At 35.2% G+C, this 13,952-nt stretch carries 12 protein-coding genes and 1 tRNA gene; 1 reads left to right on the top strand and 12 read right to left on the bottom strand.

All coding sequences use genetic code 11. The annotated features are described in order from the left end of the window. Positions 1–53: 53 nt before the first annotated feature. Positions 54–1,379: a phage integrase SAM-like domain-containing protein gene (locus ICJ84_RS12950; RefSeq protein WP_188216837.1), complete on the top strand. Its 1,326-nt coding sequence runs from the start codon at positions 54–56 to the stop codon at positions 1,377–1,379. 133 nt (positions 1,380–1,512) lie between these two features. Here the strand turns inward: ICJ84_RS12950 and ICJ84_RS12945 are convergent, their stop codons facing one another. From ICJ84_RS12945 to murG, 12 genes are all read right to left on the bottom strand, one after another. Then, complete coding sequence (locus tag ICJ84_RS12945) at positions 1,513–2,832, bottom strand: serine hydrolase domain-containing protein (RefSeq protein WP_188216836.1); 1,320 nt, start codon at positions 2,830–2,832, stop codon at positions 1,513–1,515. Between the two features lie 88 nt (positions 2,833–2,920). Then, complete coding sequence (locus ICJ84_RS12940; RefSeq protein WP_188216835.1) at positions 2,921–3,334, bottom strand: hypothetical protein; 414 nt, start codon at positions 3,332–3,334, stop codon at positions 2,921–2,923. A gap of 792 nt (positions 3,335–4,126) precedes the next feature. Beyond that, positions 4,127–5,014 carry a M14 family metallopeptidase gene (locus ICJ84_RS12935; protein ID WP_188216834.1) on the bottom strand — a complete coding sequence of 296 codons (888 nt, stop codon included), beginning with the start codon at positions 5,012–5,014 and terminating at the stop codon, positions 4,127–4,129. Continuing rightward, entirely contained in the window at positions 5,011–5,298 is a 288-nt protein-coding gene (locus ICJ84_RS12930) for a helix-turn-helix domain-containing protein (RefSeq protein ID WP_188216833.1), read from the bottom strand. Before ICJ84_RS12930 ends, ICJ84_RS12935 begins: the two co-directional genes overlap by 4 nt. A 120-nt stretch (positions 5,299–5,418) precedes the next feature. Then, positions 5,419–6,390, bottom strand: coding sequence for a hypothetical protein (locus ICJ84_RS12925; RefSeq protein WP_188216832.1), 972 nt, complete (start codon positions 6,388–6,390; stop codon positions 5,419–5,421). Positions 6,391–6,616: 226 nt separating this feature from the next. Next, positions 6,617–6,690 (bottom strand) — tRNA-Arg (locus ICJ84_RS12920). Positions 6,691–6,717: 27 nt separating this feature from the next. After that, on the bottom strand, positions 6,718–7,167 hold the full coding sequence (locus ICJ84_RS12915) for a GatB/YqeY domain-containing protein (protein ID WP_188216831.1): 450 nt from the start codon (positions 7,165–7,167) through the stop codon (positions 6,718–6,720). Between the two features lie 147 nt (positions 7,168–7,314). Beyond that, positions 7,315–9,273: a cell division protein FtsZ gene (ftsZ, locus tag ICJ84_RS12910; RefSeq protein ID WP_188216830.1), complete on the bottom strand. Its 1,959-nt coding sequence runs from the start codon at positions 9,271–9,273 to the stop codon at positions 7,315–7,317. 148 nt (positions 9,274–9,421) lie between these two features. Next, positions 9,422–10,765 (bottom strand): cell division protein FtsA, encoded by a 1,344-nt coding sequence (ftsA, locus tag ICJ84_RS12905; RefSeq protein ID WP_188216829.1) that lies wholly within the window; start codon positions 10,763–10,765, stop codon positions 9,422–9,424. Between the two features lie 3 nt (positions 10,766–10,768). Next, positions 10,769–11,461 (bottom strand): cell division protein FtsQ/DivIB, encoded by a 693-nt coding sequence (locus ICJ84_RS12900; protein WP_317173667.1) that lies wholly within the window; start codon positions 11,459–11,461, stop codon positions 10,769–10,771. Between the two features lie 16 nt (positions 11,462–11,477). After that, positions 11,478–12,830: a UDP-N-acetylmuramate--L-alanine ligase gene (gene murC / locus ICJ84_RS12895; RefSeq protein WP_188216827.1), complete on the bottom strand. Its 1,353-nt coding sequence runs from the start codon at positions 12,828–12,830 to the stop codon at positions 11,478–11,480. Beyond that, positions 12,831–13,940 (bottom strand): undecaprenyldiphospho-muramoylpentapeptide beta-N-acetylglucosaminyltransferase, encoded by a 1,110-nt coding sequence (murG, locus tag ICJ84_RS12890; RefSeq protein WP_188216826.1) that lies wholly within the window; start codon positions 13,938–13,940, stop codon positions 12,831–12,833. It lies immediately after the preceding gene. Positions 13,941–13,952: the final 12 nt, after the last annotated feature.

The following is a 13,952-nucleotide window of genomic DNA, read 5'->3' as shown; positions in this document are numbered from 1 at the left end:
AAACATGGACTACATATGGACTAAAATTTTAACTTAGCCGAAAAAAGACCACGATGACAATAAAATTCTTTCTACAATCCAACAAGAACCCTGCTACCATTTACGTTAGACTCAGGGAGGGTAAATCTATTGATGCCAAATCGAAAAGTGGCTACTCTGTAAATACCGAAGACTTCGAGAAAGGAAAAGTAAAGCTAAAAAGTACTTCGGGCAGAATATCGGCGGACAAGAAAGAACAAGCTCAAAAACACAACAAAACCCTTATCAATCTACAACAGGAACTTGACAGCCTACAATCAATAATAACTGACAGGTTTAACGATAAGAAAGATTACGAGGTTATAGACTCGAAATGGTTACAAGAAATTATATTCCCACCAAAAAGTAAACAAGAGCTTCCTAACACTTTAACGGCTTATTTCGACAAGTACTTAGAGTTTAAACAAGGCTCGCTTAAACATAGCACTTACAAAAGAAACAAAAGTATTAAGGCTCGAATAGAAAAATATGAAAAAGCTAACGGCAGAACACTTATACAAGAAGTAAATAAGCTTTTTAGCAGACGCTTTTACGCTTGGTGTATTGAAGACGGATATAACAACAATACAGCCTTAAAAACGCTTAAAATGATTAAAACGGTTTGTACGCATGCTATGGAAAGTGGCATTAAAACCCACCCAGATTTACAGTTTTTAACCAACGGCTACAAATACACAAAAAGAGAGCACATTCACCTCAGCTTTGAAGAAATCAACAAAATACAAGAAGCTGTAATTACAGACGAAACCTTAGACGCTGCAAGAGACTGGTTAGTTATAAGTTGCTACACAGCTCAAAGGGTATCTGACTTTATGCGGTTCACAAAAGACTCGATAAAGCATATTAAGGGAGGTTATTATCTCTTCGTGAAGCAAGAAAAAACAGAACAACCTGTAGAGATACCATTAATTTCAACAGTAATAAACATACTTGACAAGAGAAACGGCAACTTCCCTCCTAACTTTTCTAAAAATGTAGACAGCAATAAGGCTATTTACAACAAACTCATTAAAAAGGTATGTAAAGAAGCTGGCATTAACACAGCTGTAATACACCACTTTAAAAACAAAGAAACCAACAGGTATGAAGAAAAAGAAGTCCCTAAATACGACGCTATAAGCACTCATATTGGCAGACGTTCTTATGCTACTAACTATTACGGTATAATCCCCACCTCACTCCTACGCTCCGCAACTGGCCACGCTTCAGAATCTCAGTTTTTACGATACGTAGGAAGAACAGGCTCAAGTAACTCGGAATTCTTAGGCTCAATGATGCTACAGATTGAAAAAGAAGAAATGAAAAAGCAACAAAAAAAAAGAAAACTAAAGGCCGTATAAAACACAACTCTTAAACTATAAAAAACGGCTTCGATAAAAATCGAAACCGTTTGTTTTTATGTTAAATTAAAATCTCTTAATTGCGCATACATAGAGGATAAACATTACAAAAGGGCATATTTAAACACTTTCTTTACTCTTTCATAAATTTAATTTGTCCGCCACCTTGAAATAATATCATTGTTTCTTCTGATGGGTTAAATTCAAATTTTGCACCGACCTGATTAAGCTTAAATTTATCCTTGTCTGTTGCTTCAAGTGCAAAAACTGGCTGACCTGTTGCCTGTGCCTTTAATGTATTTCGGTCTTTTGTAACTATAATTTTCAAGGGAATTTGTTTAGATGCATAAACCCCTAAATACTTATCTAAGTCACCTGAAGTTAAGTTATAAGATGTAAAAACAGGCACTTCGAAAGTTTTACCATAAACTGCACTAAGAACAGCAATTGATATATCGTTATTGTTAAAATTTGTTCCGTTTGAAATTAAAGCATATGAAATATTGTCGTCAGGAAAACATGAAAAAACAGAGCTAAACCCATCAATACCGCCTGTGTGACCATAACCCACACTTGAATAAAAAGGAATTTTAAACACCCCCATTCCGTATCCATCTTTTACGGTTTTCATTATTGCAAGGCTTTCAGGCTTCAAAAGCTTTCCACTAAACAAAGCATCCGAAAATTTCGTCAAGTCGCTTGGTGTAGAAAGAATAGCTCCTGCTCCTAACGGAACTGTAAAGTGTGTTTCAGCTTCGACATTCCAAGCTCCCACAAAACTGTATGATTTACATTCGTTTTTACTTGAATCGATTTTCCCAAAAACATAAGTATGCACCAAACCAATTGGTTTAACAATAACCTCATTTAGCAGCTCAGAATAAGATTTTTCAAATACCTTTTCAAGAATGTATGATAGTAGAACATAATTCGAATTACTGTATTCAGCTTTACTATCTGGTGTAAAAACACTACCTCCTTCTACGATAATTTCAAGCATTTCAGCCTCTGTTTTTAACTGAGTGTTCCAACTTAAATAGTCCTTGTTATTCGTAAAATTGTGTATCCCGCTTCTATGACTCAATAAGTGTTTTACCGTTATTCTATCAGCATTTACGATTACAGGAAACCATTTATCTATAGTTTGATTTAAGTCTAATTTCATATCTTCAGCTGCTTTTAAAACTAAAACCGCTGTAAACGATTTAGAAATTGAACCTATTCTGTACTTTGTGTTTTCAGTTGCCTTAATTCTATTTTCAATGTCTGCATACCCAATTGCTTTCGTGTAAATGATTTCTCCGTTTTTTGAAACAGCAACACTCCCCATAAACTTATTGTTTTGTTCAAGTGTATTTAAATAATTATCTAACTTTACCTTATCAAAATTTTGCGAAAATCCGAGCGGACTTAATACTAATAACAGTGTTGTGGTTAAAATTATTTTTATCATTTTTAAGTTTAATTTAATTTTATACAATAATTACTTTAAAAAACACATCGAAATAAAACTCGTAGGTAAGAAGCCTCAATTCGCAATTTTATATACGATATTGTAATGTTTTTTTTAAGCTCATCCTTTTCATTGAAAAAGTATTTGACTTTTCATTTAGGTAGTCTATAAGCAAAATTGCCTTAGCCGAAAGTGTGCCTTTATCATAAACTTCACTTACCCCATCGAGTTCAGAATTTTGAACAAACGCATATATTAACTCAATTGTTTTATCGATGTGAGAGTCGTGCATGTTAGTTATTCTTTTCAATATATCTTCGTCATCCAATAAAGTAAAATCTTTAAGGGTCAAGTCGAATTGAATTTTAAGAACTTGATTTACCTCCTCAATCCCTCTTTGGGCGTTGCTAGAATTAATCCCACTAACTTTTTCAATTAAGCTCGTTAATAATAAAATTAATTTTTCAACCTCTCTTTTTATAAAGTCTTTTTCTACAGCCATATTACACTTCTTATTCGTATTTCAAATATAATTTCATTAATTAGTGTTTCCTTTTACCTAAATACAAACATCCTCCTATGCAGCTTATATTCAGTCTATACACTTAACCAGAGCTGCTTTAGTGATTTAGAATGACCAATATACCCTTTTTTAAGCAAATAAGCCTTTTCTTACCAAAATAGATAATTATTACTACCGTAGCATAGACTAATACTAATTTTTTAAAAAATTATACTGAAACCTCCATTTATACAATAAAGCACCCCTTAATAACTCGACTTTAATATAATTAACAATTTTCAAATTCTTTTGTATAAGTAAGCTTGAATCATTATTTCCCACAAAAAAACACTTACACGCAAACAATAAAGTACTAATCGAATAACTCCATTATCCGTTAAACCTAGATAAAAAGCATCATAGAACATCATTACAACCCTACATTACACTTTCAGAGCATAAGTAGCATTAAAGAGCCTATAAACAACTAAATATTTCTACTATACAAAAAATTTTATCTGGTCTTGAATGTGACTTTCTTATACACCTCAACACAACACCCCCTCTTTTGGAAAAACGAATTTTATTGACGGAGGGGGTAAAACACATATAAAAGATGTCTATATTTTTAAAAAATTTAGTCTCATAAAGAAAGAGCCTATAAAAGCCTTTTTTTTTTAGCTCATTACGGCTTAACTCTATAAACTTTTACACGAGTAAATACTAAAGCTAAAAGACATCATTAAAACTACAGTTACTATGTTAATACCAACAGATATAATAAGTGTGAATTCACACAGTATGACTTACTAACTGCTCACTCTTTTCTTTAATCAATGCCCTAATCGTTCTTTTTATACTTTTTGAGCTTTTACTTAACGCTTTTCTCATTTGACCTCTGTGGTAATTAAAATTCGTTGAGCTAAGCTCCCTCCAATACTTAGGATTACTATAGATATATTGCTTATCAGAGCCATCGAAAACCTTAGCATCATAAAAAAGAATAGCCTCCCAATAGCAAACAAGCTCTTCGCCAAACTCTTCCAAACCGTAATTCACTAAGTCTTGGAGTGTATAGATGCCTTTTTTATTAAGTGAATACATTCTCTTATACCCTACTTCAAAACGCATGATTGGCTCTAAATCAGGGTAACGTTTACAATTTTGTAACTGTTTGTCGTAAAGCTTAACAATATAATTTTCATGCTTTGCCTGTATATACTTGCCTTCATCCCTAACAAAAGTATATTTAAACGGTTTTGCCTTATGCTCTAAACAACCATTCATAATTTCATCTACACATTCGGGATATCTAATATTAACGCCAAATTCAATTTGCCTTAAACGCATGTCCGACGGCCATAACCCAAACTGATGAACTAATTCGTTCAACACCTCATCCAGATTGGTATTCGTGAAGTCGTTATGGTTATGCTTTCCATCGTTCCAAAACTTGTGTAAGCTCCCTTCGAGCGTAATAACCGTTTGTTTGCAGTCGTTTTCAGAATTTATTATGTTAAACCGTAGCCCTTTATATTCGGCATACAAAAAGTTACTATCCACAACTCCTGTACTATAACATATCTTACAATTGAATTCTAACTTTTGGTTCTCCAACAAACGTTTTTCAAAGCTTTTATCAACTGATACCTTTATAAAATCAACCATTAGAGAAATCATGCTTTAGCACTTTTTAATTCAACTAAAGCACTTTCAATCTCACTTCTTTTAAAGTAAACCTTACCCCCTAAACCATATTTCTTTAGAATTCCGTTTTCCGCCCAGTTGTGCAGGCACGTAAGCTTTATTTTTAAAAGCTCACAGGTTTCTTTTTTCGTTAGTAGTTCTTCAGGAGTTTTAGGTTGAAAATACTCTTTTAAATCATCTAAACGAGCTTCAATACCTTTTTGAACGGTTTCGTTTAACTCTTCAGGTGTAACACCATAAATCATCGTCTGTTTCATATTATTTTAAACGTATTTGAATTATGGTGCGAAAGTCTAATCTAAAGAGTACTAAGAACAGTACGATTTAGTACTTTCTCAAGTACAACAAACCAAAGCGCTTAACTACAAACTGTTACCCTATTTTACAGCATTAAAAATTAACAATCGCTCTGATGACGCTATCTTACTATACGCATGTATTTTTGTTAGTTCTACATTAAAATCATTACATAAAACTTCTAAGTAAACAGCATGTTTAACATCAAGTAATAAGTCTTCACGCTCCAAAGCTCTAAAAACAAAAGCGTAATCTGTAGGGGTTAATAATTGCTTTTCATCTAAGAAAGCTTTAAATACCTGATAACCTTTATTGGTAAAAATATGTGGATATGGATTGACATGCTGAATAACTTCAGGCGAAAGACACTCCATTTCAGCCCTTTTGACAGCAGCATACCTCAACGAAGGCATAGACTCAATAAAGTCGTTTAATCTTCGTATATCAGCTTTACAAACGGGGCTATCTTGTGGAATATTTAGAGTATACACACCCCTAATAAATTTTTCAAGAGTCTCGACTTGAATAATTGGTGGTAAACCCTGTACCTCTTCGATAAGATAAATTATGACCTGCTTACAGTAGTCCTCTAAAATTGCAGTGATATTATTAACCACATACTTTCCTTTTACATCAATAAAAAATGGCAACGTACATTTTCTACCAATTACCTCAAAACGTTCTTTAGCTGAAACATATTCAATGGTACAACTAAGGACAATAGCCTGTATTCTAATTTTCTCATATTCCGAGTAATCGCCACAAGAAAACAGCCTTTGACATGTTTTTTCAAATTCTTCAATATCTATATTTGGCTCAAAACCTTCATCATAAAAAAAACTCAATATAAAAGATAAAGCAGGCTGAGTAGGTGTTTTTAAAATAATGTTCGCCAACTGGCTGTCAAAGCTTAATGCATTGTCTTCCGAAACACTCTGAGCTAACAATTTAAGCTCTTTAATAAAATCCTGTTCTGTATACCCTTTAGGAACTCCTCTGCGGAACGAACACACATTTAATCCGTTTTCTAAGCAGTACTCAAAAAAATTCATTTAAACCCATTTAACATATTTAACAACATAAAAGATTCTTTTAGTAAAGCAGAAGGCTATGCTACTACTTTTACTACATAATGTTAACGGGCTATATTGTACTAAAACAATACATAAGAAGTCTACATTTTTTTTTATTAAAGGCTAAAATGGACTACATGTGGACTAAAACCACCTTTAAAAACCTAAAAAACACTATAAAACAATAAGTTAAATAGTGTTTTAGTGACCGCGAAGGGATTCGAACCCCCAACCCTCAGAGCCGAAATCTGATATTCTATCCAATTGAACTACGCAGCCTAAATCTCTTTAAAAGAGATAATATTATTATGCTAGTTTTTGTCTAACAATAGTTGAAATGGTTTTACCATCGGCTTTACCTGTCAATTCCTGAGATACAACCCCCATAACTTTACCCATATCTTTCATACCTTGTGCTCCGGTTTCAGCAATAACTCTTTCTATAACCTTTGCAATTTCCTCTTCCGATAAGGCTTCTGGTAAAAACTGACTAATTACTTCAGCTTCTGCCAATTCAGGAGCCGCTAAATCCTCTCGTCCCTGCTCTAAATAAATCGCAGCGCTGTCTTTACGTTGCTTTACCAATTTCTGAAGCATTTTAAGCTCTTGCTCTTCGGTTAACTCGTCCTGACCTCCAGTTTCGGTTTGCGCTAATAAAATAGCTGATTTTACTGCTCTTAAAGCCGTTAAAGCTGTTTGATCTTTAGCTTTCATGGCTTCTTTTAACGCCGTCATGATATCTTGTTGTAAACTCATTGGTATATTTTATTTGATTGCGAATATAATAAGAAAAATAGATTCATTCCTGATGTGCATTATAAAATTTGAATGCATAAAAAAACCCGTAAAGCTGAGAGAGGGACTTTACGGGATCCATAACATAGAAAAGGGTAGTGTACTAAATTAATCTACATTGTCATGTAAAAATGAATTATTACTTCTTAACTGAATATCATCATTATCGTCTAAACCTACACTGGTTCTTGACATATTGGTTTCTGATGAATGTCTTGCTTCATTTAAATTTACTCCCTGACGCTTGTAAGCCGGTACTTTTTCTATATCGTCTATTTTGGCATTATTAAACTTATAGTTAAAGTCTTTCATTTTACGTCTGCGTTCTTCGGCACGTTCTTTCAACATATCTGAAATCGGACTGTTCATAGGATCAATTTCTTCAGCTGGAGTAGCTTCTGAAACTTCACTTCTTAACACCTTTTTCTCGAATACTACATCTTGATCATAGTCTTCTAATACATTGGTTTGCTTTTTAGCTTTGGAAGAAGTTTCAGGCTCAGCGTAATCTTCCAGAGCATAACGAATATCACCTTTTTCGTTGGTCTCGTTTACCGGAATGAGCTCTACATAATCATTAACCTGAATGTGTTTTACATCTTCATCTAACTCAAAATGTTTTGGTTCCTGCGCTTGTTTTGGCTGAGCTTTTTCTTCGTTAGAAATTGGTAAATCGAACGTTAAGGTAATTTGTTTTTCTTCCTCAACATCCACAATCGGTTCTGGCTTAGACATTCTGGTGACCGGTTTGATAACAAAATCGTCGTCTTCTTCAATATGTGCTTTTACTTCTTCGTACTGCACATTAATATTTCTTATAAACTGAGATGTTGGAACGAAATCAAAATCGTTAGTAGGTTTTTGGTTGGTTTCCGGCTTTTTTTCAAAAACGGGCTCCTCCTCTTCCATATCAAAATCTAAAGTATGTCTAACAACCGGCGGCACTTTCTTTTCCTCTAACTCAATTATAGGCTCAATAATAACCGGATCTTTTACTTTAGCCACCGGCTTTGACTCTACATCGTCACTCCCCAAAGAGTGTACTACTTTTTTAGTTTCGGTATTGGAAATCTCATCCTGTTGTTCTACGTTAAAACCCGTAGCTATAATGGTTACAGCGATTGACTCTTCTAAAGCGTCGTCTTCACCAACCCCCATAATGATGTTGGCACCGTGACCTGCTTCATTTTGAATGTGATCGTTGATTTCTCCAATCTCGTCAATGGTGATTTCATGCGAACCTGAAACGATTAATAATAATACGTTTTTTGCCCCTGTAATCTTGTTATCGTTTAATAATGGAGAATCTAAAGCTTTTCGAATAGCATCTTGAGCGCGGTTTTGTCCAGCAGCAATTGCCGATCCCATGATAGCGGTTCCACTGTTACTTAATACGGTTTTAGCATCACGTAAATCGATATTTTGAGTGTAGTGGTGTGTAATAACTTCGGCTATACCACGAGCAGCTGTGGATAACACTTCGTCGGCTTTAGAGAACCCGGCTTTAAACCCAAGATTCCCATAAACTTCACGTAGTTTATTATTGTTTATTACAATTAACGAATCGACTACATCTCGCAATTCTTCAATACCTTTTTGTGCTTGTTCGATACGCATTTTACCTTCGAACTGGAATGGCATAGTAACAATACCTACTGTTAAAATATCTAAATCTTTAGACATCTTAGCAATAATAGGCGCTGCACCTGTACCGGTACCTCCACCCATTCCGGCAGTAATGAATACCATTTTTGTATTGGTATCCAACATCGTTGCAATGTCTTCAAAACTTTCAACGGCTGAATTTTTACCAACTTCCGGATTGGCACCTGCACCTAATCCTTCGGTTAAGTTCACACCTAACTGGATTTTGTTTGGTACACCACTGTTTTGAAGGGCCTGGGCATCAGTATTACAAATGTAAAAATCTACTCCTTTAATACCTTGTTGGAACATGTGATTGATAGCGTTGCTACCGCCACCACCAACACCAATAACTTTAATAACATTTGATTGATTTTTTGGTAAATCAAATGCGATGCTTTCGAATTCTTTTTTGCTGCTCATAAATTCTGTTTTACTGGTATAATTTTAATCTTTCTTTATTCGTTTTTCTATTTTTTATCCTCGATAATCGAGTTTTAAAATATCGAGATTGCTCTCGGGTTCTATACTTATTTGCTCTTGAAAACCCATTGGGCTTTCTTTGAGTGATTTATTCGGCGTTATCTAAAAAATCTTTGACACGTTCTGTTAACTTATCTAAAAACGAACGGCGTTCTTTTACAGGTTGTGGTTCTGGTTGTTCTTGTTGTTCTTCAGTTAGTATTTCCGCTGCATCTTCAACTACAGGTGTTTCTTCTTCAATAACTTCTTCCTGTTGCTCTACGCGTCTTCTTTCATGGCGTTTTAACCCATCTAATACCAAACCTACGGCCGTAGCATATAGAGGGCTTGTAATCTCATCATCACTATCGCCTGCTAAATGCTCGTTAGGATATCCTATTCTGGTATCCATACCTGTTATATATTCTACTAATTGCTTCAAATGTTTTAACTGAGCGCCCCCTCCTGTTAAAACAATTCCAGCAATAAGTTTCTTTTTCTGTTCTTCGTGTCCGTAGTTTTTAATTTCTACGTAAACCTGTTCGACAATTTCAACCACGCGCGCGTGAATGATTTTAGATAAGTTTTTTAATGTGATTTCTTTTGGTTCACGACCACGTAAACCCGGAATAGAAACAATCTCGTTGTCTTTATTTTCCCCCGGCCATGCCGAACCAAATTTGATTTTCAACAATTCGGCTTGCTTTTCAATAATGGAACAGCCTTCCTTGATATCTTCAGTAATCACATTTCCCCCAAAAGGAATAACCGCTGTATGACGAATGATACCGTCTCTGAAAATGGCTAAATCGGTCGTACCACCACCGATATCGATAAGTGCTACGCCCGCTTCTTTCTCTTCCTGACTTAACACCGCATTGGCAGACGCCAACGGCTCTAAGGTGATGCCTTCTAAATTTAAACCAGAACTTTTCACGCAACGTCCGATATTTCTAATAGAAGACACCTGACCAACAACCACATGGAAATTGGCTTCTAAACGACCGCCATACATTCCGATAGGCTCTTTAATTTCCGCCTGACCATCGACTTTGTATTCCTGTGGCAACACGTGAATGATTTCTTCACCTGGAAGCATCACTAATTTATGTACCTGATTGATTAATCGATCGATATCATCATCGTCGATAACCGTTTCAGAATTGGCTCGGGTAATATAATCGCTGTGTTGTAAGCTTCGAATGTGTTGTCCTGCAATGCCAACAGTAACATTTTCTATTTTCATACCGGCAGCAGCTTCGGCTTCCTGAACTGCCTGCTGAATAGATTGAATAGTTTGCGTAATGTTATTGACTACACCTCGGTGCACGCCCAAACTTTTAGACCTACCAATGCCTAAAATTTCGACTTTGCCGTATTCGTTTTTACGCCCAATCATGGCCACAATTTTTGTGGTTCCAATGTCTAATCCTACTGCTAAATTATGCTCCATTGCTTAAATTTTGGTACATACTACTTGGTTGTCAAACTGCAAATTGACCTTACTATAATTCTTAAGCGTGTTTTCTTTTAAATTCTTCTGATAAAACGCTTTAAGATTATTAATCTTCTTATTTAAAAATTTAGTATCGCCTAACTGTACTAAAAAGTTGCATTGTCTGAGTTTTAAAAATATAATCTCGTCTTTGCTTTGATGAATTTCTATAACATGTTTTTTTAGAAAGTCATCGGTTATAATCTTTTTGGCTACAGTGTAAACCTTTGCTAAATTATTTTTTTCAATAAAACCAGTAACCAGCGGCACACGCGCAGAGTAATTACCAGATAAAGGCATGTATTTGCCATCACTATCTATGTAATACGATGCATTAGTGCTAACTCTTGCAATAGGTGTTTTTTGTTCTACTTCTGCATTAAGTGTACCGTTTACAGCAAGATACACTTCTGCATTTTTGATCATTGGATTAGATTTTAGGGCATTCTCTAACTCACTCAAATCTAAAGTTTCTTTAGCAACATTTTTTACTTCACCAAAATTTTGTATTAACAATTTACTAACAGCCTCATCTGTAATGTATAAATTATTTTCTCCAATAAATTTAACGTTGGGAGACATAACTACCCTAGAGGCATTTCTGTTAGATGCAAACGCAAACAGAAACCCAACCAGAATGATTAATACGCCCATTTTTATGTAATGCCAATTAATTCGCAACGTTAAATTCTTTTTTTATTCGTTTTACTTCTTCTCCTATGTCACCTGCTCCTATAGTAAGAATGACTTGTGCCTCACTTTTATGGATTTCGGTTAACAGATTATCTTTACTTACCAATTTCTTATTACTGCTATTTACTTTTTCTAATAGCCACTGCGATGTTACGCCTTGAATAGGCAACTCGCGTGCCGGGTAAATATCTAATAATAACAATTCATCAAACTGCGCTAAACTTGCCGCAAATTCATCGGCAAAATCGCGTGTTCTACTAAATAAATGTGGTTGAAAAACAGCCAACACTTTCTTATCAGGATACATCTCCCTTACCGCTTGATGTACTGCATTAATTTCTTCCGGGTGATGTGCATAATCATCGATAAACACCAGATTTTCAGATTTGATCTGATAAGTAAATCGACGTTTTACACCTTTGTAAGATGCTAAAGCTTTGGCGAGCTGCTGGTTAGGGCAACCATATTCTACAGCCATCGCCAAGGCTATTAATGCATTCGACAAATTATGTCTACCGGGCAGGTTAAATTCTAAATTTTCTAGTACTGTGGTCGGTGTTTTTACATCAAACACATAAGCACCGTTTACTATTTTTATATTTTTTGCGCTGTAATCAGCGTCGTCTTCAATGCCGTAAGTAATCCCAGAAATAGGTAATCCATTTTTAACAAACAATTTCCCATTCAGCTTTACCCGCTTTGAAAAATCTTCAAACGACTTTTTCAATTCCGAGGCATCACCATAAATATCTAAATGATCGGCATCCATAGAGGTGATACATGCTAAGTCTGGTGATAAGGTTAAAAAGGAACGATCAAATTCATCGGCTTCCACAACGGAAACTTCTGTGCCATTCAAAATTAAATTTGAATTGTAATTCTCGCTAATACCTCCTAAAAAGGCCGTAACCGACACATTACATGAATTCATTAAATGTCCTAGAATACTAGTTGTCGTAGTCTTTCCGTGCGTTCCCGCAACAGCTAAGCAGAAAGTGTTTTCTGTAATTAAACCCAGAATTTGAGAACGCTTTAAAACCTGAAAACCTCCAGCTTTAAAATAATTTAATTCGGCATGATCTTTAGGAATTGCCGGAGTAAACACCACTAAAGTCGTTTCAGCATTTTTAAACTCGGAAGGAATATTTGTTGTTCCGTCTTCAAAATGAACAGCCACACCTAAGTCTTCAAGACTAGCAGTTATATCGGTTGGTGTTTTATCGTAACCTGCGACAGATTTACCATTAGCCACAAAATAACGAGCTAAAGCACTCATACCGATACCTCCGATGCCTACAAAATAAACGTTATGTATGCTGTTTAAATTCATTTAATTTTTAACCTTTAGAAGCTTTTCAACCTCGTCTACGATATCGTTTGTAGCATTAACCAATGCTATTTTCTTTATATTTTCACCTAATTCTTTTTGTCTTTGTGGCGAAGCGACCAACTGTGAGAACTTGTTTTTAAAATCTACAACCAGCTCATCTTCTTTAATTATCATAGCTGCATTGTGATCTACAATAGCCATGGCATTTTTAGTTTGATGATCTTCAGCCACATTTGGCGACGGAATAAAAATAACCGGCTTACCAACAATACACAGTTCTGACACCGAACTCGCCCCCGCTCTAGATATGACAATATCGGCTGCTGCATAAGCGAAATCCATATTATTCAAAAACTCATGCACCTGTACATTCAAAGTATTATTATAAATTTTATACTGTTGGTAATACAACTTACCACACTGCCAGATCACCTGAACATTTTGTGTATCTAAGAAATCAAGTTCTTTTTCGATAAGCTCATTAATACGTCTTGCTCCTAAACTTCCTCCCAAAACCAAAAGCGTTAATTTGCCTTCCTTCAAATCAAATAACTTTTTAGCTTCTTCTGTTTTGGAATTAATATCTAACAAGCTTCTTCGCACAGGATTTCCTGTTTTTACAATTTTATCTGCTGGAAAAAAGCGCTCTAAACCATCGTAGGCCACACATATTTTCTGAACGTGTTTTGCTAACAACTTGTTAGTAATTCCCGGAAAGGAATTCTGCTCCTGTATTAAACTCGGAATACCATGTTTAGACGCCATGTACAATAATGGTCCGCTGGCAAAACCTCCTGTTCCAATAGCCACATCAGGCTTAAACGACTTCACTATTTTTCGAGCGTTATATAAACTACTCATTAATTTAAATGGAAACATTAAATTCTTCATCGTTAACTGACGCTGAATTCCGGAAATCCACAGACCTTCAATTTTATACCCGGCCTGTGGTATTTTTTCCATTTCCATTCTATCTTTTGCTCCCACAAATAAAAATTCAGCATCTTCAAAACGACGCTTCAATTCATTTGCAATAGCTATAGCAGGATAAATATGCCCTCCTGTTCCGCCGCCAGACAATACAATTTTATAAGTTTTTTTTGTCGCCACTAATTAATCCTA

It is taken from the genome of Aestuariibaculum suncheonense, from assembly GCF_014596935.1.
GTDB classification, from domain to species: domain Bacteria; phylum Bacteroidota; class Bacteroidia; order Flavobacteriales; family Flavobacteriaceae; genus Aestuariibaculum; species Aestuariibaculum suncheonense.
This window is presented reverse-complemented; position numbering and strand designations above follow the sequence as displayed.